Origin of the sequence: Streptomyces sp. NPDC050145 (assembly GCF_044460245.1) — a bacterium.
Lineage (GTDB): Bacteria > Actinomycetota > Actinomycetes > Streptomycetales > Streptomycetaceae > Streptomyces.
The window spans coordinates 229,662-253,896 of the sequence record NZ_JBITJS010000007.1 but is presented as its reverse complement, the minus strand read 5'-3'; the positions used below and the strand labels follow the sequence as shown (position 1 = coordinate 253,896).

Here is a 24,235-nt window from a genome sequence, read left to right as displayed (position 1 = left end):
TTGTGGCCGCGCTCACAGGCTCAGCTCCGGGTGCAGCCGGTCCAGCGTCCACACCTGCTTGCGGCGGGCGCTCAGGGCCGTCAGCGCGAGCGCGCCGAGGGTGAACGCGGTCAGCACCGCGCACGCCTGCCACACCGGGCCGAGCCCGCCTCCGGAGACGAGCCGGCGCAGCGCCTCGACCACGTAGGTCATCGGCAGGAAGGGGTGCAGCGCGTTGAAGAAGCCCGGGCTCGTCTGCACGGGGTACGTGCCGCCGGCCGAGGTCAGCTGGAGCATCAGGAACGCGAGCACCAGGATGCGGCCCGCCGCGCCGAAGCGGGCGTTCAGCCACTGGACGATGGCCGCGAAGCACGCCGTGACCAGGCACAGGAAGCCGATCGTGCCGGCCGCGTGCAGCATCTGGAGGCCGAGCGCCCAGTGGAGTACGGCCATCAGCGCGCCGACCTGGAGCAGGCCGAGCACGGCCACCGGGAGCCAGCCCGCCAGCGCCACGCGCCAGGAGGAGGCGCCGACGGCGAGAGCCCGCCGGTTGAGCGGCTGGATCAGCATGTAGGCGACCATCGCGCCCACCCACAGGGAGAGCGGGATGAAGTAGGGCGCGAAACCGGTCCCGTAGTTGGGCGCCTTGTGGAGCGACTGGGAGGCCAGTTGGACGGGGTCGGCCATCACGTCGGTGCGCCGGTCGCGGTCCTGCTTGTCGTAGTCGGGGATCTGCTCGACGCCGTCGTGCAGACCGCCCGCGAGCTTCCCGGAGCCGTCGGCGAGCTTGAACATGCCGCCGTTCAGGTCGTTCGCCCCGGTCTTCAGCTTGCCGACACCGCTGTCGAGTGCCGTCGAGCCGGTGTGCGCCGTGCCGAGCCCGGTGTGCAGCCGCTTCGCGCCGGCGGCGACCTGGCCCGCGCCCTTGTCGAGCCGGTTGATCTGCGCGACCGCGTTCTCGACGTCCTGGTCGAGGGTCGGGGCGCGCCGGGCGAGCTCCTCGGACTGCTTCTGGAGCGTGGCCAGATGGCGGTCCATGAGCGTCAGGTTGCCGTGCTCGTCCTGGATGAGCGTGTCCAGGTCGTCGGAGACCGTGGCGACGTCGTCCGCGGCCGTCGCGGCCTTCTTGAGGTCCGGGCAGGCCGGGTCGTCGAGGAGCGCCTTCTCGCAGCGCTGTTCGTAGATCGCACCCAGGATGTCGGAGCCCGCGTGTGCGCCCTTGCGGGCGGTCGGGGCGACCTTCACCAGGGTGTCCAGGTTGTGCCGCACGCCCTTGGCGGAGTCGGCGACCAGGCGGGCGGTGTCGGCGATCTGCTTCTTGTTGTTCTTCAGGAAGGGCAGCACCTTGTCGGCGGTGCCGTTCACCTTGCCGGCGAGCGTCCGGGTGCCGGCCGCGACCTGCTTCGACCCGGTCTCCAGGTCGCTGGCGCCCTTGTCGAGTTTCTTCAAGCCGCTCGCCAGGTCGCCGCTGCCCTTCTTGGCGTCCTTCAGGCCGTCGGCGAGGTCCTTGGAGCCCTTCTTGGCCTTGCCGATGCCGCCCTTGAGGTCGTCCGCGCCCTTCGCCGCCTTCTGGGTGGCGTCGTGGATGTCCGAGAACGAGATGAAGATCTTGTCCAGGAAGCTGCGCGACGCCTTCGTGGAGGCGGCCGAGCGCACCTCGGAGAACACCGTCCGGGAGATCTGCCCGACGATGTAGTTGTTCGCGTCGTTCGTGCGCACCTTCAGGGCGCCGGTCTCCGGAGCGTCCCCGGAACTGGACGCGATCCGCTCACTGAAGTCCGCGGGCATCGTCAGCGACAGGTAGTACGTGCCGTCCTCGACGCCCTTGGAGGCCTGCGCGGCGCTGACCTCGTGCCACTGGAAGGTGTCGCTCTCGTACAGCCCCTTGGTGATGTCGTCGCCCGCCGTGATCTTCCGGCCCGCGGCGGTCGCCCCCTTGTCGTCGTTGACGAGCGCGACGGGGATCTTGTCGAGCCGCCCGTACGGGTCCCAGAACGACCACAGGTAGAGCGCCCCGTAGAGCAGCGGCAGCAGGAGGAGCGCGACGAGCGCGGCGCGCGGCAGCTTCCCCCTGCCGAAGCGCCTGAGCTCAAGAGCGGCCAGCTTCGGCGAGCGCATCGGCCGTCGTCCCCCCGTCGGTGTCGGTGTCGTCGTCGTTCTTGTCGGTCTTCTCGGAGGTCTTCTCGACGGTCTCCTCCGACGCGCCCTTGCTCGTGGCCTCGGCCTCGGCGCGTGCCGGGGCGGTGGAGACGACGATCGTGTCCGCGGGCGCCTCACTGCACACGGCCACCACGGTCGTGCCGGCGGCCGCGATCGACCGCAGCTGCTCCCAGACCGCGACCCGCTCGGCGTCCGACAGCTTCAGGTCGGTGTCGTCGACCCCGATCAGGCGCGGCCGGCCGATCAGCGCGAGGGCGAGCGAGAGCCGTAGCGCCTCGGTCCGCTCCAGGTCGCGCACGGCGGTACGGGACCCCTTCGGCAGGCTCTCGCGGTCGAGGCCCGCGGCGGTCAGCGCGGAGTCGATCCGCAGCTTCGCCTCGGTCACCCGCTCGGCGCGCGGCCGCAGCAGCCCGCGCAGCCCCCCGCCGAAGCGTCGCTGCAGCAGGGCCCGCTCCTTCAGGTGCTCCGCGACGGTGAGGGCCGGATCGAGGTCCGTCACCCCCGGCACGTGCGCGAGCGCGCTCACCCGGCGCAGGGCGGCCATCTGCTTCGGCAGCCGCAGGCCGCCGACCCGGGCCGTGCCCTCGCTCGGCCGCATCCGCCCCGTCAGCGCGAGCAGCAGACAGGTCCGCCCGCTCCCGGACGGGCCCTCGACCGCGACGAGCGCTCCGGCCGGGGCGTCGATGTCCACGCCCCGGAACGCCCAGCCGCGCGGCCCCTTCAACCCGAACCCCGCGGCGGAGACGGCGGCGCCGTCCTCCCGGCCGTCCGCGTCCACGACCGCCCCCCTCTTTCGAACTACCTCTTTTGAACTGACTGGTCAGTACAAAAATAGCCCGAACCTCTGAACGAAGCAAAAGCGCAGGTCAGGCCGGATTGTCAGTGGCGTACCCCACGATGGGCACATACGGCCACTGCGCCGTCACACAGACGACAGGAGGTTCGTCATGGCTGGACATCAGGCACCCACCGCAGCCGCCGCAGGCCGCCGTGCCGCCACCGGCCCTGCCCATGCCCCCTCACTGACCGGACCGGCGAGCGACGTCCACCCGGTGCTCCGCCGGGCCGGTGCCCCGCCCGCCGCCCTCGAGCTGCTCGCCCAGGCCCGCGCCGGACTCGACGAGGCCGCCGCCCTGGAGACTCCGAACGAGCGGTACGCGACGGCCCACCTCGCCGCCCTGCGCACCGCCGCCGCCGTCCTCGCCGCCCGCGGCAGGCCCGAGCCCACGCCCCGGCGCCGCGCCAGGATCCGCAGCGCCTGGGAGGTCCTCCCCGAGATCGCCCCCGAGCTGACCGAATGGAGCGCCCTGTTCGCCTCGGGCGCCACCCGCAGGGCCCGCGCCGAGGCGGGCATACGCGGCGCAGCGAGCCCGCGCGACGCCGACGACCTGCTCCGTGACGTGGCGATGTTCCTGCGCCTCGTCGAGCGCCTGCTCGTTCTGCAACCGGTCCTTCCGCAGCCCCGCCAGGAGGACGACGAGCGCCCGGCCCGCCGGGAGGTGCCCGACGCGGGCTGACCGGCCGGGCGGCCGCCGCGGGACCGGCCGCGCGGGGCGGGACCGACCAGTATGTGAGCGGTCGACGCTGATGGCGTGGGCGTCCGCCCCGGCCCATTAGGGTGGAGGCGCCCGAACCTGTTCACGCTCCGCCACCAGCCGGAGCCGCGCCGAGGAGTCTCAGCCGTGTCGGACCCGATGCGCCCGCCCGTCTCGTCCCAGCCGCAGCCGACGCCGCAGCGCGCCGAGCCGCCCCGGCCCCGTGCCGCGCTGCGGACGGCCGTGGTCTGGGACGTGCTCACGGACGCCCTCGACCGGCGCGCCAAGGCCACGGGAAGCGACAGCCTCGACGTCCTCGACACCGGGGGCGGCAGCGGGAACTTCGCGGTGCCCGTCGCCCGGCTCGGCCACCGCGTCACGGTCGTCGACCCCAGCCCGAACGCGCTGTTCGCGCTCGAGCGCCGCGCCGCCGAGGCGGGCGTCGCCGACCGGGTGCGCGGTGTGCAGGGCGACATCTCCGGCCTGTTCGACGTCGTCGAGCACGACGCGTTCGACGCGGTGCTGTGCCACGGCGTCCTCGAGTACGTGGAGGAGCCGGCCGAGGGCGTGCACCACGCGGTCGGCGCGCTGCGCGACGGCGGTGTGCTCAGCCTGCTCGCCGCCGGTCTCGGCGGCGCCGTGCTCGCGCGGGCCCTGGCCGGGCACTTCAAGGAGGCCCGGCAGGCGCTCGGCGACCCGGCGGGCCGCTGGGGCGAGGGCGACCCGGTGCCCCGGCGCTTCACCGCCGAGCAGCTCTCCGGACTCGTCGCCGACGCCGGGGTGACGGTCGGCGCGGTGCACGGCGTGCGGGTCTTCGCCGACCTCGTCCCCGGCGTCCTCGTGGACACCGAGCCGGGCGCGCTCCAGGAGCTCCTGAAGCTGGAGGCCGCGGCCGCCGAGCTGCCCGCCTTCCACGCCGTGGCGACCCAGCTGCACGTGCTCGGCGAGAAGCGGACGGCCGAAGGGGCCTGAGCCACTCCCGTGATCCCGCGCTGATCAGCGGCGCAGCGGCAGATGGAGTAGGCAACAGGCCCCCCGATACGGCGCTCGGCGCCGTATGATCGAGGGAGACCGCCGGGCATGACGAGCCGGACGTCGGGGAATGACGACCCCGTGAGCCGGAGCGGCGTGCGGCGGTCCGCGATGGTGAAGTTGGCGTAGAGGGGCGGGTTTCACGGGGGCGATTCCCTGCCTATCCTGAAGGGGACCCCCGGTCGCCCCGGCGACTGCACGATGAGGAGGACTCCGTGCCGCTCTCGGAGCACGAGCAGCGCATGCTCGAGCAGATGGAGCGAGCGCTGTACGCCGAAGATCCCAAGTTCGCGACAGCGCTTGAGGGAAGCGGGCTGCGTACGTACACCCGACGTCGGGTCTACCAGGCAGTCGCGGGCTTCCTGGTGGGTATCGCGCTCCTCATGACTGGAATGGTCCTCACACAGATCTGGATCAGCGTGGTGGGGTTCCTCGTCATGTTGGGCTGTGCGGTGCTCGCCGTCACCGGTTGGCGCAAGGCGCCGAAGCCGGGTGAACAGCCGGCGGGAGCCGTGCCGGGAGCGCCCGGCGCACCCGCGGCGCGGCGCCAGGGCCGGCAGAAGCGGTCGATGATGGACCGCATCGAGCAGCGCTGGCAGAAGCGCAGGGACGAGCAGGGCGGCCACTGAGCCGATCGACTCCGCGTGCGGAAGCTTCGTATGCAGATGACGTGTATGCACGAAGGGTGACCACCTCGCCGGGTGGTCACCCTTCGTGCGTGGTCACCCTTTGTGCGTAAGAGACGTCGTCGGCTTCGGTCCGTCCCGGTGTTGGCATGGACGAGGGCCCCGGCCGATCACGGCCGGGGCCCTCGTCCCCTTCCTCAGCCCTGCTGGCCCGAGGGGCGGGAACGGAACGCCGCCCAGCGGGCGCGCGCGGTCACCCGGAGGGACTCCTGGCGCTGGGAGAGCGCCCACACCACCCGGACGGCCGAGCGCGGCGCGAGCAGTGCCCGCCACCGGGTCCTGCGGCTCACCTTCGCGCGCAGCCCGTCGTGCGCCCGCCGCACGTCCTCGCCGAGACCCGCCACCGGGCGCGGCTGCGGCGCGTACAGCACCTGCTCCACCGCTGCGGCCACCCGCTGCACCGACTCCGCCGCGTCCGGCTCCAGTCTGCCGAGCCGCACGATGCGGGCCGCCGTCCCGCGCGGGGTCTGCGAGTCGTCCGGCGGGATGCCGTGGTCCCACGCCGTGTCCGTGAGCTCACGCCAGGCCGCCAGCGTCCGCCCGACCACGTCCGCGTCCGTACGGCCGGCCGCGCCGAGCCGGCGCGCTCTGATCCGCCGCCGCCACAGCATCGGCAGCGACGGCACCACGAGCACGAGCAGCACCGCCAGCGAGACGAGCAGGATCGTGCCGAACGGCGGACCGTCGTCCGGGGAGCCGCCCACCACGGCGGGCGCCGCACTGTTGCAACCGCCCTCCTTGCGCTCGATCAGCGAACAGCTCTGCGACGTGGACGGCTCCGCCGCCGACGGGGCCGCCGAGGCGTCCTCGCTGGGCGCCGCCGAATTGCTCGGGTCGTCCGCCGGGGTGTCCTGCTGCGTGTACTCGGGGACCGTGCCCCGGGTCGGCGTCGGCTCGAAGCGGGTCCAGCCCACACCCTCGAAGTACAGCTCGGGCCAGGCGTGCGCGTCCCGCAGCCCCACCGAGTACCGCCCCGAACCCTCCGGCGAGCCCGGTGTGAAGCCGACCGCGACCCGGGCCGGGATGCCCAGCGTCCGCGCCATCGCCGCCATCGAGAACGAGAAGTGGACGCAGAAGCCCTCCTTCTGCTTCAGGAACCGGGCGATCGCCGCCGAGCCGCTGCCCGCCGACACCTGCGTGTTGTACGTGAAGCCGCCCTCGGACGCGAACCAGTCCTGGAGCTTCACCGCGCGCTCGTAGTTGTTGGACGCGCCCTCCGTGACCTTGCGGGCCGTGGCGTGCACGACGTCCGGCAGCGAGTCGGGCACCTTCGTGAACTCGCGGGCGATGTCGGCGGGCGGCTCGCCCGCGTTCGCCAGCTGCTGCGGCGTCGGCTGCACGATCAGCGACTTGACCGTGTACGACTTCCCGCGGGTGGTCTGCCCGTGGTCGCCCACGAGCGTGCGGCCCACCTGCTCGAACCGCCAGCGGCCGTCGATCGACACTTCGGAGGCCGGGTACGGCATCGGCAGCCAGTCCTGGGCGTACCAGTCGGCGGCCGCGATCCGCGTCTCGATCTCCGTGCGGCGCACGTCCGGGCCGAGACCCGGCGGCGTGGGCAGCTGGGAGGGGACGTCCGTGATGCTGCGCACCGAAGGCCGCCAGCTCGTGCCGTCGAACTCGTCGAGCGCCACGATCCGCATGTACAGGTCGGCGGTCTGCTCCGCGTCCGTCCGGTAGGCGAGGACCTGGCGGTCCTCCGGCTGGTTCAGGCTGTTCTGCAGCGAGACCAGCGGGTTGACCGCGGAGATCGTGCCGCCGCCGCCCGGGCCGCTGCCCACACCCTTGCCCGACGGGCCCAGCAGGCCGCCGTCCAGGGCCGGCAGCGCCAGCGGCACCACCAGGGCGATGCCCAGCGCCAGTACGCCGATCCGGCGGCCCGTGCGGACCGGGGCGAGCGCCCCGCCCCCGCCGTCCGCCATCGGGGACCGCCCACCGGGCCCCGACCGGCGGGCGCCGCCGAAGACCCGGCCCCACTGCGAGAGCCGGTCGCGGCCCTCGGCCAGCAGAAGCAGCAGATAGCCCCCGGCCGCGAGGAGGAACCACAGCCAGTCCGTGCCGCCCTCCGACAGGCCCGCCGCCACCGAGTACAGGGCGAGCAGCGGCAGCCCGGCCGGGGCCGCGCTGCGGAAGGTCACGGCCAGCGCGTCCACCGCCAGGCCGATCACCAGCGCGCCGCCGACCAGCATCAGCCGGATGCCCTCCGACAGCGGCGCGGGGATCATGTACCGGCTCACGTCGTCGCCGCCGGCCTCCAGGAGCGCACCGAAGTGCCGGATCGCCTCCGGGCCCGGCAGCACCATGCCCAGGGCCTGCTCACGGGCGAAGACCAGCGTCAGCAGGAGCAGGCTGACCAGGGCCTGCACCGTGACCGTCAGCGCCCGCGCGAGCGGCACCCGCCGGGCCGCGGCGCCCACCGCGGCCTGGATCACCAGCAGGATCGCGGCCTGCACGATCCACGTCGACCTGTCGACCAGCGGGAGCAGGGCGCAGGTGGCCAGGAACGTCGCCAGCGTCGCGCTGATCGAAAGTCGCGTACCGCCGCTCATGCCCAGCCCCCACTGCCGCCCTGCGACGCGGACAGGACGCCCGAGCGCTCCTGGTCCGCCTGTCGCCACATCTCTGCGAGGGAGGCGCCCGAGGGCACCCCCACCGCGGTCCAGCCCGCCTCCCGCAGCAGCCGCAGCCGCTCGGCACACCGCGGTGACACCTGCGCCCCCGGACCCTGGATCCACGCCTCGCTGTCCAGCACGAAGGCCACCGCGCCGCCGCTGCGCCGCCGCATCTTGGCGGCGATCGCGGCCTGCTCCTCGTCGAGATCGCCGAAGAACGCGATCAGCAGCCCCTCGTTGCCCCCGCGCAGCACGTCGTAGGCGGGGGAGAGGGCCGAGCCGTCGGAATGGTCGACGACCGCGAGCGTGTCCATCAGCAGGCCCGCCGCGTCCGCCGACTCCTGGCCGGAACCGGTGAACCCGTCACCGCCCTCGCCCGCGACCGCGCCGCCCCGGTCCGTCAGGAGCCGCACCGAGAAGCCCCGCTCGATCATGTGCACCAGGACGGAGGCCGCGCCGGACACCGCCCACTCGAAGGCCGAGTCCGGGCCCGCGCCCTGGTAGGCCGCGCCGCGCGTGTCCAGGAGCACCGAGCAGCGGGCCCGCTGGGGCTGCTCCTCGCGGCGCACCATCAGCTCCCCGTAGCGCGCCGTGGAGCGCCAGTGCACCCGGCGCAGGTCGTCGCCGTAGCGGTACCCGCGCGGGATCACGTCGTCCTCGCCGGCCAGCGCCAGCGAGCGCTGCCGCCCTTCCCCGTACCCCTTGGCCTCGCCGGACAGCCGCACCGGGGGCAGCGCCTCCACGCGCGGGATGACGGTCAGGGTGTCGTACGAGGAGAAGGAGCGGGTCAGCTCGCACATGCCGAAGGGGTCGGTCAGGCGCAGCTGGAGCGGGCCCAGCGGATAGCGGCCGCGCAGGTCCGAGCGGACCCGGTAGGACACCTCGCGGCGGCCGCCCGCCTCGACCCGGTCGAGCACGAAGCGGGGCCGCGGCCCGAGCACGTAGGGCACCCGGTCCTGGAGCATCAGCAGGCCGGTGGGCAGGCGCGAGATGTTGTCCATCCGCAGCTGCACCCGGGCCTCGGAGCTCGCCGGTACGCGCGCGGGGGTGAGGCGGCGGCTGCCCGCGACCCGGTAGCGGGTGCGGTACAGGACGCCGGCGCAGACCAGGGGCAGCACCGCGAGCAGCAGTCCGACGCGCAGCAGGTCGCTCTGCCCCAGCACGTAGGCGCAGATCGCCGCGGCGATGCCGGCCGCGAGGAAGGAGCGGCCGCGCGTGGTCAGCCCGGCCAGCGCGGTGCGCAGCCCGCTGCGGTCGCCCCGGTCGTCGCCCGGCCCGTCCCCGTCGGCGAAGGCGCCCCCCGGCCCCGCCGCGTAGTGCCCCCCTGCCGACATCAGATCCTCCGCGAGCCGGGCGGCTGCGCGCCGTACGCCGGGGGCGGGGTGTGGTCGAAGGCGCCGGGCGCGCGCGAGTCGGCGGCCGGGACGGGGGTGCGCTGGAGGATGTCGAGCACGACCTGCTCGGCCGTGCGGCGGTTCAGCTGGGCCTGGGCCGTGGGCAGCAGGCGGTGCGCGAGGACGGCGACGGCCAGCGCCTGCACGTCGTCGGGCAGCGCGTACTCCCGGCCGCTGAGGGCCGCGGACGCCTTGGCCGCGCGCAGCAGGTGCAGCGTCGCGCGCGGGGAGGCGCCGAGTCTGAGGTCCGGGTGCGTGCGGGTCGCGGAGACCAGGTCGACCGCGTACCGCCGCACCGGGTCGGCGACGTGCACCGAGCGCACCGCGTCGACCAGCTTCACGATCTCGTGGGCGTGCGCCACGGGCTGCAGGTCGTCGAGCGGCGAGACACCGCCGTGCACGTCCAGCATCTGCAGCTCGGCCTCCGGGCTCGGATAGCCGATGGAGACGCGGGCCATGAAGCGGTCGCGCTGCGCCTCGGGCAGCGGGTACGTGCCCTCCATCTCGACCGGGTTCTGCGTGGCCACCACCATGAAGGGGCTCGGCAGCTCGTAGCTCTTCCCGTCGATGGTGACCTGACGCTCCTCCATGGACTCCAGGAGGGCGGACTGGGTCTTCGGCGAGGCCCTGTTGATCTCGTCGCCGATCACGATCTGCGAGAAGATCGCGCCGGGCTTGAACTCGAAGTCACGCTGCTGCTGGTCCCAGATGGACACACCCGTGATGTCCGAGGGCAGCAGGTCGGGCGTGAACTGGATGCGGCTCACCGAGCAGTCGATGGACTGCGCGAGCGCCTTGGCGAGCATCGTCTTGCCGACGCCGGGGACGTCCTCGATGAGGAGGTGTCCCTCGGCGAGCAGCACCGTCAGCGAAAGCCGTACGACCTCCGGCTTGCCCTCGATCACGCTCTCCACCGACCTGCGCACCCGCTCCACAGTGGTGGTCAGATCAGTGAGGCTCGCTCGATCGTCATAGGTCGTCACCCGGCCCTCCTCGGCCCGTACTTTCCGGGCCGACGCTCTGCGATGCGGACCGGCCCACCCCGAAACACGGACACCGCGCGCGAAAGGTTCCGTAGCTCACGCGGGGTGCCACACCCGCATTCTTGTTGGCGTTACCGGTTCGTGTCACTCGCCTGTGGACAACTGGCCGCGATATGTCAGGGCTTACAGCCTTTTGAGGGGAACGCCGGCGGATCGGGAACCCCGGGCGGGAGCCCGGGGTCCGGCATCGGCGCCGCTCAGGCCGGGGCGATCTCGCGCAGCCGGCCCGTCTTCACGTCGAACACGAAGCCGCGGACGTCGCCGGTGTGCAGCAGGAACGGCGAGGTGCGCACCTTCTGGATCGACTGGCGCACGTCCTGGTCCACGTCGCGGAAGCCCTCGACGGCCCAGCTCGGGCGCTGGCCGACCTCCATCTCCAGGTCGTGCCGGAAGTCGTCGGACAGACCCTCGAGGCCGCAGTTGGTGTGGTGGATGAGGACCACGCTGCGGGTGCCCAGGGCGCGCTGGCTGATGGTGAGCGAGCGGATCACGTCGTCGGTCACGACGCCGCCCGCGTTGCGGATCGTGTGACAGTCGCCGAGCTCCAGGCCGAGCGCGGCGTGCAGGTCGAGACGGGCGTCCATGCAGGCGACCACGGCGACGTGCAGCACGGGACGGGCGTCCATGCCGGGGTCGGAGAACGCGGACGCGTACTGTCCGTTCGCCTCGACGAGGCGGTCGGTCACGGTGCCCTCGGCCGCTATGGCGCCTTCGGAGGGGAGGGATGCGGAAGTCGTCATGCTTATGAAGGTAGTGCTCACAGGTGCCGTGGGCCTCCTGTGAGGGAGGACAAAGAACATGATCGTGCCTTGTTGTGAGCTAACCCACAGGAGTGCCCGGACCTCGACCGGTCGGGTGATTTCGGCCGGTACGCGGCTTCGGCTCGACCCGGCCCGCGACGCGCAGGCCGGTTGATTGACCGCGCCCCGCCGTGGACTAAAGTGACGCCGAACCCCATTGACGAAGCAATACGGAGATCCCGGCGCCGCCGGACGCTCCCCGCGTGCGCGGCACATACGTACGGCCCGCCACGCCGGACCTGAGAGGGCCTCTTGAGTCAGCGACACGTCCCGGTCATGCTCCAGCGCTGCCTGGACATGTTGGCCCCGGCCCTGGCCCAGCCGGGAGCGGTCGTCGTCGACTGCACGCTCGGCCTCGGCGGACACAGTGAGGCCCTGCTCTCGACGTTCCCCTCCTGCCGGCTCGTCGCGCTCGACCGCGACAAGGAGGCCCTGCGCCTGTCCGGCGAGCGCCTCGCCCCCTTCGGCGACCGGGCCACCCTCGTGCACGCCGTCTACGACGAGCTGCCCGAGGTGCTCGACCGCCTGGGCATCCCGCGCGTCCAGGGCGTCCTGTTCGACCTCGGCGTCTCCTCCATGCAGCTCGACGAGGCCGACCGCGGCTTCGCCTACGCGCAGGACGCGCCCCTCGACATGCGCATGGACCAGACGACCGGCGTGAGCGCCGCCGAGGTCCTCAACACGTACCCGCCGGGCGAACTGGTGCGAATCCTGCGCCAGTACGGCGAGGAGAAGCAGGCCAAGCGGATCGTCTCGGCGATCGTGCGCGAGCGCGACAAGGAGCCGTTCAGCAACAGCGCGCGGCTCGTCGAGCTGATCCGCGACTCCCTGCCGCAGGCCGCCAAGCGCACCGGCGGCAACCCCGCCAAGCGCACCTTCCAGGCCCTGCGCATCGAGGTCAACGGCGAGCTGAGCGTCCTGGAGCGGGCCATCCCGGCCGCGGTGAAATCGCTCGCGGTCGGCGGCCGGATCGCCGTCCTGTCCTACCACTCGCTGGAGGACCGGCTGGTCAAGCAGGTCTTCGCGGCCGGCGCCGCCAACACCGCGCCGCCCGGCCTGCCCGTGGTCCCCGAGCAGTACCAGCCACGACTCCAGCTGCTCACGCGCGGCGCCGAACTCCCCACGGAGGAAGAGGTCGCCGAGAACCGCCGGGCCGCCCCGGCACGGCTGCGGGGTGCGCAGCGCATCCGCGAGGACGTCCAGGGATGAACGCCGAGTGAGGCACGCGCGCGTGGAGGGGTGGGCATGAGTGCGGCGAACGGCTCGAAAGGACCCGGGACTCCCCGGGAACCCCGGGGCGGCACGGGAGCGAAACCCTCCCGCGGCGCGCCCCGCCCGCGCGGCTCCTCGGGCGCGACCCCGCCACGCACCGGCGCCGCCCGCCTCGCCCGCTTCCTGCCCGTCGCCCCGTCCGGCGGCGCCCAGGCCGCCCGTACCCCCTTCGTCCTCCTGGTCGTGCTGCTGCTCGGCGGCGGCCTGATCATGCTCCTGATGCTGAACTCCTCGCTCAACGAAGGATCGTTCAGGCTCAGCAAGCTCAAGAAGCAGACCACCGAGCTCACCGACGACGAGCAGGAACTGCAGCGCGAGGTCGACTCCTACTCCGCGCCCGACGCCCTGCTGCGCCGCGCCCGCGAGCTCGGCATGGTCCCCGGCGGCGACCCCGCGTTCCTCAGCCCCTCCGGCATCGTGAAGGGCAACGCGAGCCCCGCCGCCGCACCCGCGCCCGTGCGCCGCCCCGCGTCGCCCCCGGCCACGCCCGCCGGGTCGCCGACCCCGAGCACCGGCGCGTCCCCGCAGACCTCGGCGAAGCCGGATCCGAAGCAGTCGGCACCGCCTCGGCCGCAGACGCCGTCGGCCCCCGCCCCCTCGACCTCCGGCAGGTGACGCCATGACCGACAGGGAGCCCCCGCGCCGCCGGGTGCCCGGCCCCGCGCGCCCGGCCGGCACCGGCCGCCCCGCGCAGCAGCGCCGCCCGGCCCCCGCCCCGCGCCCCGCCGCCCGCCGCCCGCGCCCCGCGCCCCCCAAGGGCTCGGCACCGCTGCGCCTGGGCAGCCCCCGGCCCCGGCTGCGCATGGTGAGCCTCGGCCTCACCCTCGTCCTCCTGGCCTTCGTCGTCCGCCTGCTGCAGGTGCAGGGCGTCGACGCCGACGCGTACGCGGCCAAGGCCGAGCTGAACCGCTACGTCAGCCACACCATCGCGGCCGAGCGCGGCGGCATCACCGACCGCGGCGGGGTCGCGCTCGCCACCAGCGTCGACGCGTACGACATCACCGCCGACCCGACGCTGTTCACCGAGAAGATCACCGGGGTGAAGGACGCGCCCGAGCAGGCGGCGGCGCTCCTCGCGCCGATCGTCGGCGTCGAGGCCGACACCCTCGCGAAGCGGCTGCGCACCAAGGACACCCGGTACGTGCGGCTCGCGGCGCGCCGCACCCCGCAGGTCTGGAAGCAGATCAAGGACCTCCGCTCGGCGCTCAACGAGAAGGCCAACGCCGAGGGCCGCGAGGCGGGTGTCCTCGCCGGTGTCCTCGCCGACCCCAGCAGCAAGCGCGTGTACCCCAACGGGGACCTGGCCGCGGGCATGCTGGGCTGGGTCAACGCCGCGGGCAAGGGCGGCGGCGGCCTGGAGCAGCAGCTCGAGAAGGAGCTCGCGGGCAAGGCGGGCAAGATCCGCTACGCCCAGTCCGGCGGTCAGCAGGTGCCCACGGCGGGCAGCAACGAGCAGCCCGCCGTGCCCGGGGCCGACGTGGAGCTCACCATCGACCGCGACATCCAGTGGGCCGCCCAGAAAGCGATCACCGAGCAGGTCGGGAAGTCCAAGGCCGACCGTGGGTACGTGATGGTGCAGGACACCCGGACCGGCGAGGTCCTCGCGATGGCCAACGCGCCGGGCTTCGACCCGAACGACCTGTCGAAGGCCAACCCGTCGGCGCTCGGCAACGCGGCGCTCCAGGACGCCTACGAGCCCGGCTCCACCGCCAAGGTCATGTCGATGGCGGCGGTCCTGGAGGAGAACGTGGCCACCCCGGCCACCCACGTCACCGTCCCCAACCGGCTGCACCGCGGCGACCGGCTCTTCCAGGACGACATCGACCACCCGACCTGGCACCTCACGCTCAACGGCGTGCTCGCCAAGTCCAGCAACATCGGCACCATCCTGGCCACCGGCGAACTCGGCAAGACCCAGCCCGCCGCGAACCGCACCCTCGCCTCGTACCTGCGCAAGTTCGGCATCGGCGAGCAGAGCGGGCTCGGCTTCCCCGGCGAGACGGCCGGCATCCTTGCCCCGCCCGCCAAGTGGTCGACCTCGCAGCAGTACACGATCCCGTTCGGCCAGGGCTTCTCCATCAACGCGATCCAGGCCGCCTCCGTGTACTCGACCATCGCCAACGGCGGCGTCCGCGTGGAGCCCAGCCTGGTGCGCGGCACCACCGGACCCGACGGAAAGTTCACGCCCGCGCCCGCGCCGAAGAAGACCCGCGTGGTGAGCGCGAAGACCGCGAAGACGGTCGCCCAGATGCTCGAGTCCGTCGTCGACGACGAAGAGGGCACCGGCACCAAGGCCCGGATCCCCGGCTACCGCGTCGCCGGCAAGACGGGCACGGCCAACCGCGTGGATCCGGCCACCGGCCGCTACAAGGGCTACACGTCCTCGTTCGCCGGCTTCGCCCCCGCCGACAAGCCCCGGATCACCGTCTACTGCGCCATCCAGAACGCCACGAAGGGAAGCTATTTCGGCGGCCAGATCTGCGGTCCCATCTACAAGCAGGTCATGGAGTTCGCCCTGAAGACGCTTCAGGTGCCGCCCACGGGCGCCAAGTCCGCGCGGCTCCCCGTCACTTTCCAGCCATGATCTGCCATGACACGCCGTGACCGGCCGCCCGCCGGTCGTGATCACGGCCGTCCCCCACCCCGTGAGAACCGCCCGAAGCCCCGCGAGAACAGCCTGAAGAGCCCGTGACTACCATCACCCCCGATCCAGGGAACCAGCCCGCGCCACGCCCCTCGCTTCGCTCGGGGGCCGGTGCGCCCGGTACGCTCACCGCCGTGCCACACGCTGATCAGTCCCAAACCACCCAGAAGGGCGCACCCGTGACATATCCCGGGCCGCCGCGGCCGGTCGAGGTCTCCGCCACACCCCTCGCGGAACTCGCCGATCAGCTGGGTGTCGCCGCACCAGCGCAAGCCGCCGAGATCACCGGCATCACCCACGACTCCCGCGCGGTGCGCCCAGGCGACCTGTACGCAGCCCTGCCCGGAGCCCGCGCCCACGGCGCCGACTTCGCCGCGCAGGCCGCGTCCCTCGGCGCGGTCGCCGCGCTGACCGACCCGGCGGGCGCCGAGCGCGTCACCGAGGCCGGACTCGTGCCGCTCGTCGTGGAGAACCCGCGCGGTCGCATGGGCGAACTCGCCGCCACCATCTACGGCCGGCCCGGCAAGGGCCTGCTGCAGATCGGCATCACTGGCACGTCCGGCAAGACGACCACCGCCTACCTCGTGGAGGGCGGCCTCAAGAAGGTCCGCTCCACCGGGCTCATCGGCACGGTCGAGATGCGCATCGGCGACGAACGCATCAAGTCCGAGCGCACCACCCCCGAAGCCACCGATCTCCAGGCTCTGTTCGCCGTCATGCGCGAGCGCGGCGTCGACGCCGTCGCCATGGAGGTCTCCAGCCACGCCCTCGTGCTCGGCCGGGTCGACGGCTGCGTCTTCGACGTCGCGGTCTTCAACAACCTCAGCCCGGAGCACATGGAGTTCCACTCCGACATGGAGGACTACTTCCGGGCGAAGGCGCAGCTGTTCACGAAGGCGCGCAGCAAACAGGGCGTCGTGAACTACGACGACGAGTACGGGCGCCGGCTCGTCGAGGAGTCCGAGGTCCCGGTCGTCACGTTCTCCGCCGAGGGCCACCCGGACGCCGACTGGCGCGCCGAGGACGTCGAAGTCGGGCCGCTCGGCTCCACCTTGACCGTCGTCGGCCCCGCGGGCGAGCGGATCACCGCCAGGGCCCCGCTGCCCGGCCCCTTCAACGTGGCGAACACCGTCGCCGCGATCGTCACCCTCGCCGTCGCCGGGATCGACCCGCAGACCGCGGCCGACGGCGTCGCCGCCGTCCCCGGCGTGCCGGGCCGCCTGGAGCGGGTGGACGCCGGCCAGAAGTACCTGGCCGTCGTCGACTACGCGCACAAGACGGACGCTGTCGAGTCCGTCCTCAAGGCGCTGCGCAAGGTCACCGAGAACAAGCTGCACATCGTGCTCGGCTGCGGCGGCGACCGGGACCGTACGAAGCGGATGCCGATGGGCGCCGCGGCCGCGCGGTTCGCCGACACGGCCATCCTCACCTCCGACAACCCCCGCGGCGAGGACCCCCTCGCGATCCTCGCCACGATGCTCGCGGGCGCCGCCGACGTGCCGGCGCACGAGCGCGGCGAGGTCCAGGTCTTCGAGGACCGGGCCGCCGCCATCGCCGCCGCCGTCGCGCGCGCCGAGCCCGGCGACACGGTGCTCGTCGCGGGCAAGGGCCACGAGCAGGGACAGGACATCGCCGGGGTGGTGCGTCCCTTCGACGACCGCCTGGTGCTTCGCGAAGCCATCGAGCAGACCCAGGGATGAAGTTGTGATCGCCCTCTCCCTCGCCGAGATCGCCTCAGTCGTCGGCGGGCAGACGTACGACATACCGGACGAGTCGGTCCGGGTCACCGGGCCGGTCGTCATCGACTCGCGCAAGGTCGAGACCGGCAGCCTGTTCGCGGCCTTTGCAGGTGAGCGGGTCGACGGCCACGACTACGCGCGCCAGGTCGTCGACCAGGGCGCGGCCGCCGTCCTGGCGTCCCGCCCCGTCGGCGTGCCCGCGATCGTCGTCGACGACGTCCAGGCCGCGCTCGGCGCGCTCGCCCGGCACGTCGTGGCCCGCCTCGGCGCGACGCTCGTCGCGCTGACCGGCTCGGCCGGCAAGACCAGCACCAAGGACCTCATCGCCCAGGTGCTGCGGCGCAAGGCCCCCACGGTCTTCACCCCCGGCTCGTTCAACAACGAGATCGGCCTGCCCCTGACCGCCCTCTCCGCCGCGGACGACACGAAGTTCCTCGTCCTGGAGATGGGCGCCCGCGGCAAGGGCCACATCCGGTATCTCACCGGCCTCACCCCTCCCAAGGTGGGCCTCGTCCTCAACGTCGGCACCGCGCACATCGGCGAGTTCGGCGGCCGCGAGCAGATCGCGGAAGCGAAGGGTGAACTCGTCGAGGCGCTGCCCGCCGACGGCACCGCGATCCTCAACGCGGACGACCCCCTGGTGCGGGCCATGGCCTCCCGTACGCGGGCGAAGGTGCTCCTCTTCGGAGAGGCCGCCGACGCCGACGTACGCGCCGAGAATGTCCGGCTCACGGAGAACGGGCAGCCCGCCTTCAGCCTTCACACACCCTCCGGGTGCAGCGAAGTGACCTTGCGCCTGTACGGTGAGCACCACGTGTCGAACGCGCTCGCCGCGGCCGCCGTCGCCCACGACCTTGGCATGTCCGTGGAGGAGATCGCCCTCGCGCTCTCCGAGGCGGGCACCCTGTCCCGCTGGCGGATGGAGGTCACCGAGCGTCCGGACGGCGTCACGATCGTCAACGACGCCTACAACGCGAACCCCGAGTCCATGCGAGCCGCCCTGCGCGCGCTCACCGCCATGGGTCAGGCCCGACGGGCCGAGGGGGGTCGTACGTGGGCGGTGCTCGGGCAGATGGCCGAGCTCGGCGACGAGTCGCTGGCCGAGCACGACGCCGTCGGACGGCTCGCCGTCCGGCTCAACGTCAGCAAGCTCGTGGCAGTCGGGGGCAGGGAAGCGTCCTGGTTGCAACTGGGCGCCTATAACGAGGGTTCGTGGGGTGAGGAGTCGGTGCACGTGTCCGACGCACAGGCGGCGATCGACCTGTTGCGCAGCGAGCTGCGCCCGGGAGACGTCGTGCTCGTGAAGGCATCCAGGTCGGTGGGCCTGGAGAGCGTGGCACAGGCGCTGCTCGACAGCGGCATCGACGCCGGGGCTGATGCCCGATGATGAAGCAGATCCTCTTCGCGGGTGTGATCGGCCTGTTCCTGACCCTGGTCGGGACGCCGCTGCTCATCAAGCTGCTGGCCCGCAAGGGCTACGGCCAGTACATCCGGGACGACGGCCCGCGCGAGCACCACGCGAAGCGCGGTACGCCGACGATGGGCGGTATCGCCTTCATCCTGGCGACCCTCATCGCGTACTTCCTCAGCAAGCTGATCACCGGCGCGGCCCCGACCCTGTCGGGTCTGCTCGTGCTCGGCCTGATGGCGGGCATGGGCCTGGTCGGCTTCCTCGACGACTACATCAAGATCGTCAAGCGGCGTTCGCTCGGTCTGCGGGCCAAGGCCAAGATGGCCGGCCAGCTGATCGTCGGCATCGCCTTCGCGCTGCTCGCCATCAACTTCGCGGACGTGCGCGGCAACACCCCCGCCTCCACCAAGCTCTCCTTCGTGGAGGACTTCGGCTGGACGATCGGCCCGGTGCTCTTCGTCGTCTGGGCGCTGTTCATGATCCTCGCGATGTCGAACGGCGTGAACCTCACCGACGGCCTCGACGGCCTCGCCACCGGCGCCTCCGTGATGGTCTTCGGCGCCTACACCTTCATCGGCGTCTGGCAGTTCCAGGAGTCCTGCGCCAACGCGCAGACCCTCACCAACCCGGCCGCCTGTTTCGAGGTCAGAGACCCACTCGATCTCGCCGTCGTCGCCTCCGCGTTGATGGGCGCCTGCTTCGGCTTCCTGTGGTGGAACACCTCGCCCGCCAAGATCTTCATGGGCGACACCGGTTCGCTCGCCCTCGGCGGCGCCCTGGCCGGTCTCGCGATCTGCTCGCGCACCGAGCTCCTGATCGCGCTCCTGGGCGGCCTGTTCGTCCTCATCACGATGTCCGTGGTCATCCAGGTCGGCTCCTTCAAGATGACCGGCAAGCGCGTCTTCCGCATGGCGCCGCTGCAACACCACTTCGAACTCAAGGGCTGGTCCGAAGTCCTCATCGTGGTCCGCTTCTGGATCATCCAGGGCATGTGCGTGATCGTCGGACTCGGCCTCTTCTACGCAGGATGGGCAGCCAAGAAGTGACCACGCCCCAGGTTTCCTGGAACGGCAAGAACATCACCGTCGCCGGTCTCGGCGTGAGCGGCCTCAGCGCCGCCCGCGCCCTGGCCGGCCTCGGCGCGTCCGTGACCGTCGTCGACGGCGGCGACAGCGACGCGCACCGCGAGAAGGCCGCCCTGCTCGCCGAAGAGGGCATCGCCGTACGGCTCGGGGACGCCGAGACGCTCCCGGAGGGCACGGAACTCGTCGTGACCTCCCCCGGCTGGAAGCCCTCGTCGCCGCTGTTCGAAGCGGCGGCCGAGAAGGGCGTCGACGTCGTCGGCGACGTCGAGATCGCCTGGCGGCTGCGCGGCCCGGACGCGGCCCCCTGGCTCGCGATCACCGGCACCAACGGCAAGACCACCACGACCCAGATGCTCGCCTCCATCCTGGAGGCGGCGGGCCTGCGCACGGCGGCCGTCGGCAACATCGGCACCCCGATCGTCGACGTCGTCCTCGAAGGCGACGACGCCTACGACGTGTTCGCCGTCGAGCTCTCCTCGTACCAGCTGCACTGGGCGCCCTCCCTGCGCGCCCACTCCGGCGCCGTCCTGAACCTCGCGCCCGACCACCTCGACTGGCACGGCTCCATGGAGGCGTACGCCGCCGACAAGGGCCGTATCTACGAGGGCAATCAGGTCGCCTGCGTCTACAACGTCGCGGACAAGGCCACCGAGGACCTGGTCCGCGAGGCCGACGTCGAGGAGGGCTGCCGCGCGATCGGCTTCACCCTCGGCACCCCGGGCCCCTCCGAACTCGGCGTCGTCGACGGCATCCTGGTCGACCGCGCCTTCGCCCCGGACCGGCAGAAGAACGCCCAGGAGCTCGCCGAGATCTCCGACGTCAACCCGCCGGCCCCGCACAACATCGCCAACGCCCTCGCGGCCGCCGCCCTCGCCCGCGCCTTCGGCGTCGAGCCCCGGGCCGTCCGCGACGGACTGCGCAACTTCACGCCGGACGCGCACCGCATCGCGCACGTCGCGGACGTCGACGGGGTCGCGTACATCGACGACTCCAAGGCCACCAACACTCATGCCACGCAGGCCTCGTTGGCCGCGTACGAGTCCATCGTCTGGATCGCCGGCGGCCTCGCCAAGGGCGCGACCTTCGACGAGCTCGTCACGGGCGCCGCGAAGCGGCTGCGCGGCGTCGTGCTCATCGGCCAGGACCGCGCGCTGATCCGCGAAGCCCTGGAGCGACACGCCCCGGAAGTCCCGGTGGTCGACCTCGAGCGGACCGACACTGGGGCGATGTCGGCGGCGGTGCGGGAGGCGGCACGGCTCGCCCGCCCGGGCGACACGGTCCTGATGGCCCCGGCCTGCGCGTCGATGGACATGTTCACCAACTACAACAAGCGTGGCGAGGCGTTCGCGGCAGCGGTCCGCGAACTCGGCGCCACCAGCGTCTGAGGGGACCCCCGGGTGCCCGGTGACGCCGGGCACCCTCGGGAGGGGACGTGGCAGCGTTGACGGAAGGCTCAGGGGCCCGGGGGAGCGGCAATGCCCGGTAGTGCCCGCACGACCAAGCGCCCCGCCGCACCGCCCCGCAGGACCAGCAAGGTCTACCGGGCGCGCGTCAACCCCGTGCGCACCTTCTACGGGCGCGCCCGCCGCGCCTGGGACCGGCCGCTCACCGCGTACTACCTGATCCTCGGCGCCGCGTCCCTGCTCACCGTGCTCGGCCTCGTGATGGTCTACTCGGCCTCGATGATCACGGCCCTGCAGATGGGCCTGTCCAGTTCGTACTTCTTCCGCAAGCAGTTCGTCGCGGCCGTCCTCGGCACGATCCTGCTGCTCGTCGCGATGCGGATGCCGGTCAAGCTGCACCGCGCGCTCGCCTACCCGATCCTCGCCGTCAGCGTCTTCCTCATGGTCCTCGTGCAGATCCCGGGGATAGGAGTGTCGATCAACGGAAACCAGAACTGGATCTCGCTCGGCGGCCCCTTCATGCTGCAGCCCAGCGAGTTCGGGAAGCTCGCGCTCATCCTGTGGGGCGCGGACCTGCTGGCCCGCAAGCACGACAAGCGGCTGCTGACCCAGTGGAAGCACATGCTGGTGCCGCTGGTCCCCGTCGCCTTCCTGCTGCTCGGACTCATCATGCTCGGCGGCGACATGGGAACCGCGATCCTTCTCACAGCCATCCTCTTCGGCCTGTTGTGGCTGGCGGGCGCCCCCACCCGGCTGTTCGTCGGGGTGCTCGCGGTCGCCGGCGCCATCGGGATCATGCTCATCAAGACCAGCCCGAACCGTATGGCGCGCCTGGCCTGTCTGGGCCGCGCCGACGCCGGACCGGACGATCTGTGCTGGCAGGGACTGCACGGGATCTACGCCCTGGCCTCCGGCGGACTCTTCGGTTCTGGCCTGGGGGCGAGTGTGGAAAAATGGGGTCAACTTCCCGAAGCGCACACCGACTTCATCTTCGCCATCACCGGTGAGGAACTGGGCCTGGCGGGGACGCTGTCGGTGCTCGCCCTGTTCGCGGCTCTAGGCTATGCGGGTATCCGCGTGGCCGGACGCACGGAGGACCCCTTCGTTCGATACGCCGCGGGTGGCGTGACGACCTGGATCACGGCGCAGGCCGTGGTCAACATCGGTGCGGTGCTCGGCCTGCTGCCGATCGCCGGCGTCCCGCTCCCGCTGTTCTCGTACGGGGGTTCGGCGCTGCTGCCGACCATGTTCGCCGTAGGACTTCTGATCGCGTTCGCGCGGGACGAACCGGCGGCGCGGGCGGCCCTCGCCATGCGGCAGCCACGGATGAGATGGAACACGATGCGACGGCGCGCTCAGGCGCGTTCGTCCGGAGAGCGGTGAATTTCGGTGCATGTCGTACTCGCCGGTGGGGGGACCGCCGGCCACATCGAGCCGGCGCTCGCCCTCGCGGACGCCCTGCGCAGGCAGGACCCGACCGTGGGGATCACGGCGCTCGGCACGGAGCGCGGCCTGGAGACCCGTCTCGTACCGGAGCGCGGCTACGATCTGGCGCTGATCCCCGCCGTACCCCTGCCGCGCAAGCCCACCCCTGAACTGATCACGGTCCCGGGGCGGCTGCGCGGAACCATCAAGGCCGCCGAGCAGATCCTGGAGCGCACCAAGGCCGACGCCGTCGTCGGCTTCGGCGGCTACGTGGCGCTGCCCGGCTATCTCGCCGCCAAGCGGCTCGGTGTGCCGATCGTGGTGCACGAGGCCAACGCCCGGCCCGGCCTGGCCAACAAGATCGGCTCGCGGTACGCGGCCGGGGTCGCCGTCTCCACCCCGGACAGCAAGCTGCGGGGGGCCCGCTACATCGGCATCCCGCTGCGCCGCACCATCGCCATGCTGGACCGGGCCGCGATGCGCCCTGAGGCCCGCGCCGCGTTCGGGCTCGACCCGAACCTGCCGACGCTGCTTGTCTCCGGCGGCTCGCAGGGCGCCCGGCACCTCAACGAGGTCGTCACGCGCGTCGCCCCGCTGCTCCAGCAGTCGGGCATCCAGATCCTGCACGTGGTCGGCCCGAAGAACGAACTGCCGCAGGTCCAGCAGATGCCGGGGATGCCCCCGTACATCCCGGTACCGTACGTGGACCGGATGGACCTCGCGTACGCCGCGGCCGACATGATGCTCTGCCGCGCGGGCGCGATGACCGTCGCCGAACTCTCCGCCGTCGGGCTCCCGGCCGCCTACGTCCCGCTGCCCATCGGCAACGGCGAACAGCGGCTGAACGCCCAGCCGGTGGTCAAGGCGGGCGGCGGCCTGCTGGTCGACGACGCGGAACTGACCCCCGAGTGGGTCCAGGGCAACGTCCTGCCCGTCCTCGGCGACCCGCACCGGCTGTACGAGATGTCCCGCGCCGCCTCCGAGTTCGGCCGCCGGGACGCCGACGACCTGCTCGTCGGCATGGTGTACGAGGCGATCAACTCGCGTCACTAGCGGACGTACGGATGTGAAGGCAGGGGAGCGTGGCCAAGGCGACCACCGCGGACCGCGGCGAACGGGACAGGACCCAGGCGCCCGAACCGCCCCCCGCCCCCAGGAGGGTGCGCATGCCGGGCATGCGCACCCTCGTCGTGACCGGAGTGCTGCTCGTCCTCGCCGTGGCGGGAGGCATCTGGCTCCTCTACGGCTCCGCGTGGCTGCGCGTGGACCGCGTGACCACCTCGGGCACCGAGGTCCTGACGTCGGCCCAGGTGCGGGACGCGGCCGACGTGCCGGTCGGCGCCCCGCTGGTCTCGGTCGACACCGACGCCATCGAGGCCCGGCTGCGGCGGAAACTGCCGCGGATCGACTCGGTGGACGTCGTCCGTTCCTGGCCGCACGGAATCGGACTGAAAGTGACGGAACGCAAGCCGGTTCTCCTCGCCGAAGACGCCCGAAATTCGGGCAAGTTCGTCGAAATTGACCGTAAAGGCGTCCGTTTCGCGACGGTCGACAAAGCCCCCGAGGGCGTTCCCCACCTCGAATTGACGCCGGATCACGGCGGCGCCGCGGCCAGCCTGCGCCGCTTCGGCCCCGACCGGCTGGTGCGGGAGGCGGTGCGCGTCGCGCGGCAACTTCCCCGGGAGGTCGCGCGCGACACCCGGAATCTCAAGGTCCGTTCGTACGACGGCATCTCGCTGGAGCTCACCCGGGGGCGGGTCGTCGAGTGGGGAAGTGCGGAGAAGGGTGCGGCCAAGGCGCGTGCGCTCGTCGCTCTCATGAAAGCAGCCCCGAAGGCCCGGCACTTCGATGTGAGCGTCCCCACCGCCCCCGCCTCATCGCGGAGTTGACGCTCATCGGCGCAGGCCAGCACCCTGGTTGGGCAGCGCTACGGCTGATCACATAGGGTGAAAAGAAAAACGGGAGGTTCGGCGTGTTCGTTGAACGGGCGCCACTTGTCGACTTAGTGTCAGGTT

Annotated in this window: 19 protein-coding genes; 13 read left to right on the top strand and 6 right to left on the bottom strand. The window is 72.3% G+C overall.

Annotation, left to right across the window (positions count from 1 at the left end; genetic code table 11):
- Positions 1-12: 12 nt before the first annotated feature.
- Both ACIBTU_RS16410 and ACIBTU_RS16405 read right to left on the bottom strand, forming a co-directional pair.
- A complete protein-coding gene (locus tag ACIBTU_RS16410; protein WP_399126829.1) occupies positions 13-2,097 on the bottom strand; it encodes a YhgE/Pip family protein in 2,085 nt (694 codons plus the stop codon).
- On the bottom strand, positions 2,069-2,917 hold the full coding sequence (locus tag ACIBTU_RS16405; RefSeq protein WP_399126827.1) for an ATP-binding cassette domain-containing protein: 849 nt from the start codon (positions 2,915-2,917) through the stop codon (positions 2,069-2,071). The genes ACIBTU_RS16410 and ACIBTU_RS16405 overlap by 29 nt, the downstream gene beginning before the upstream one ends.
- Before the next feature lie 169 nt (positions 2,918-3,086).
- On the opposite strand from ACIBTU_RS16405, the gene ACIBTU_RS16400 reads away from it, so the two are divergent.
- From ACIBTU_RS16400 to ACIBTU_RS16390, 3 genes are all read left to right on the top strand, one after another.
- Positions 3,087-3,656: an SAV_6107 family HEPN domain-containing protein gene (locus tag ACIBTU_RS16400; RefSeq protein ID WP_399126826.1), complete on the top strand. Its 570-nt coding sequence runs from the start codon at positions 3,087-3,089 to the stop codon at positions 3,654-3,656.
- A 165-nt stretch (positions 3,657-3,821) separates the two neighbouring features.
- Positions 3,822-4,646, top strand: coding sequence for a methyltransferase (locus ACIBTU_RS16395; protein WP_399126824.1), 825 nt, complete (start codon positions 3,822-3,824; stop codon positions 4,644-4,646).
- 275 nt (positions 4,647-4,921) lie between these two features.
- Positions 4,922-5,335, top strand: coding sequence for a DUF3040 domain-containing protein (locus tag ACIBTU_RS16390; protein WP_399126823.1), 414 nt, complete (start codon positions 4,922-4,924; stop codon positions 5,333-5,335).
- 194 nt (positions 5,336-5,529) lie between these two features.
- Here ACIBTU_RS16390 and ACIBTU_RS16385 read toward each other — a convergent pair whose 3' ends face one another.
- The 4 genes from ACIBTU_RS16385 to ACIBTU_RS16370 form a co-directional block, all read right to left on the bottom strand.
- Positions 5,530-7,941, bottom strand: coding sequence for a DUF3488 and DUF4129 domain-containing transglutaminase family protein (locus ACIBTU_RS16385; protein WP_399126821.1), 2,412 nt, complete (start codon positions 7,939-7,941; stop codon positions 5,530-5,532).
- Positions 7,938-9,338 (bottom strand): DUF58 domain-containing protein, encoded by a 1,401-nt coding sequence (locus tag ACIBTU_RS16380; protein WP_399126820.1) that lies wholly within the window; start codon positions 9,336-9,338, stop codon positions 7,938-7,940. Before ACIBTU_RS16380 ends, ACIBTU_RS16385 begins: the two co-directional genes overlap by 4 nt.
- Positions 9,338-10,381, bottom strand: coding sequence for an AAA family ATPase (locus ACIBTU_RS16375; RefSeq protein ID WP_399126818.1), 1,044 nt, complete (start codon positions 10,379-10,381; stop codon positions 9,338-9,340). The genes ACIBTU_RS16380 and ACIBTU_RS16375 overlap by 1 nt, the downstream gene beginning before the upstream one ends.
- A gap of 257 nt (positions 10,382-10,638) precedes the next feature.
- Complete coding sequence (locus tag ACIBTU_RS16370) at positions 10,639-11,181, bottom strand: beta-class carbonic anhydrase (protein ID WP_399126817.1); 543 nt, start codon at positions 11,179-11,181, stop codon at positions 10,639-10,641.
- Positions 11,182-11,493: 312 nt separating this feature from the next.
- Here ACIBTU_RS16370 and rsmH point away from each other — a divergent pair, with 312 nt between their 5' ends.
- The 10 genes from rsmH (at position 11,494) to ACIBTU_RS16320 (ending at position 24,109) form a co-directional block, all read left to right on the top strand.
- Positions 11,494-12,450: a 16S rRNA (cytosine(1402)-N(4))-methyltransferase RsmH gene (rsmH, locus tag ACIBTU_RS16365; protein ID WP_399126815.1), complete on the top strand. Its 957-nt coding sequence runs from the start codon at positions 11,494-11,496 to the stop codon at positions 12,448-12,450.
- A 36-nt stretch (positions 12,451-12,486) separates the two neighbouring features.
- Positions 12,487-13,128, top strand: coding sequence for a septum formation initiator family protein (locus ACIBTU_RS16360; protein WP_399126814.1), 642 nt, complete (start codon positions 12,487-12,489; stop codon positions 13,126-13,128).
- Between the two features lie 4 nt (positions 13,129-13,132).
- Positions 13,133-15,097, top strand: a complete 1,965-nt coding sequence (locus tag ACIBTU_RS16355; protein WP_399126813.1) for a peptidoglycan D,D-transpeptidase FtsI family protein — start codon at positions 13,133-13,135, stop codon at positions 15,095-15,097.
- Between the two features lie 104 nt (positions 15,098-15,201).
- Positions 15,202-16,857 carry a UDP-N-acetylmuramoyl-L-alanyl-D-glutamate--2,6-diaminopimelate ligase gene (locus ACIBTU_RS16350; protein WP_399126812.1) on the top strand — a complete coding sequence of 552 codons (1,656 nt, stop codon included), beginning with the start codon at positions 15,202-15,204 and terminating at the stop codon, positions 16,855-16,857.
- 4 nt (positions 16,858-16,861) lie between these two features.
- Complete coding sequence (gene murF / locus ACIBTU_RS16345; protein WP_399126810.1) at positions 16,862-18,283, top strand: UDP-N-acetylmuramoyl-tripeptide--D-alanyl-D-alanine ligase; 1,422 nt, start codon at positions 16,862-16,864, stop codon at positions 18,281-18,283.
- The gene (mraY, locus tag ACIBTU_RS16340; protein ID WP_188339410.1) at positions 18,280-19,353 is read left to right on the top strand and encodes a phospho-N-acetylmuramoyl-pentapeptide-transferase; all 1,074 of its coding nucleotides are present in this window, start codon (positions 18,280-18,282) and stop codon (positions 19,351-19,353) included. The genes murF and mraY overlap by 4 nt, the downstream gene beginning before the upstream one ends.
- Positions 19,335-20,777, top strand: a complete 1,443-nt coding sequence (murD, locus tag ACIBTU_RS16335) for a UDP-N-acetylmuramoyl-L-alanine--D-glutamate ligase (RefSeq protein WP_399126808.1) — start codon at positions 19,335-19,337, stop codon at positions 20,775-20,777. Before mraY ends, murD begins: the two co-directional genes overlap by 19 nt.
- 90 nt (positions 20,778-20,867) lie before the next feature.
- The gene (gene ftsW, locus ACIBTU_RS16330) at positions 20,868-22,178 is read left to right on the top strand and encodes a putative lipid II flippase FtsW (RefSeq protein WP_399126806.1); all 1,311 of its coding nucleotides are present in this window, start codon (positions 20,868-20,870) and stop codon (positions 22,176-22,178) included.
- Positions 22,179-22,184: 6 nt separating this feature from the next.
- Positions 22,185-23,273 (top strand): undecaprenyldiphospho-muramoylpentapeptide beta-N-acetylglucosaminyltransferase, encoded by a 1,089-nt coding sequence (murG, locus tag ACIBTU_RS16325; RefSeq protein ID WP_399126804.1) that lies wholly within the window; start codon positions 22,185-22,187, stop codon positions 23,271-23,273.
- A gap of 29 nt (positions 23,274-23,302) precedes the next feature.
- Positions 23,303-24,109, top strand: coding sequence for a cell division protein FtsQ/DivIB (locus ACIBTU_RS16320; protein ID WP_399126803.1), 807 nt, complete (start codon positions 23,303-23,305; stop codon positions 24,107-24,109).
- Positions 24,110-24,235: the final 126 nt, after the last annotated feature.

Excerpts from the sequence above, each read along its gene's own strand:
- ACIBTU_RS16410 (WP_399126829.1), bottom strand. The coding sequence starts at position 2,097 with ATGCGCTCGCCGAAGCTGGCCGCTCTTGAGCTCAGGCGCTTCGGCAGG.
- ACIBTU_RS16400 (WP_399126826.1), top strand. The coding sequence starts at position 3,087 with ATGGCTGGACATCAGGCACCCACCGCAGCCGCCGCAGGCCGCCGTGCC.
- ACIBTU_RS16385 (WP_399126821.1), bottom strand. The coding sequence starts at position 7,941 with ATGAGCGGCGGTACGCGACTTTCGATCAGCGCGACGCTGGCGACGTTC.
- ACIBTU_RS16380 (WP_399126820.1), bottom strand. The coding sequence starts at position 9,338 with ATGTCGGCAGGGGGGCACTACGCGGCGGGGCCGGGGGGCGCCTTCGCC.
- ACIBTU_RS16370 (WP_399126817.1), bottom strand. The coding sequence starts at position 11,181 with ATGACGACTTCCGCATCCCTCCCCTCCGAAGGCGCCATAGCGGCCGAG.
- ACIBTU_RS16360 (WP_399126814.1), top strand. The coding sequence starts at position 12,487 with ATGAGTGCGGCGAACGGCTCGAAAGGACCCGGGACTCCCCGGGAACCC.
- ACIBTU_RS16355 (WP_399126813.1), top strand. The coding sequence starts at position 13,133 with ATGACCGACAGGGAGCCCCCGCGCCGCCGGGTGCCCGGCCCCGCGCGC.
- mraY (WP_188339410.1), top strand. The coding sequence starts at position 18,280 with ATGATGAAGCAGATCCTCTTCGCGGGTGTGATCGGCCTGTTCCTGACC.
- murD (WP_399126808.1), top strand. The coding sequence starts at position 19,335 with ATGGGCAGCCAAGAAGTGACCACGCCCCAGGTTTCCTGGAACGGCAAG.
- ftsW (WP_399126806.1), top strand. The coding sequence starts at position 20,868 with ATGCCCGGTAGTGCCCGCACGACCAAGCGCCCCGCCGCACCGCCCCGC.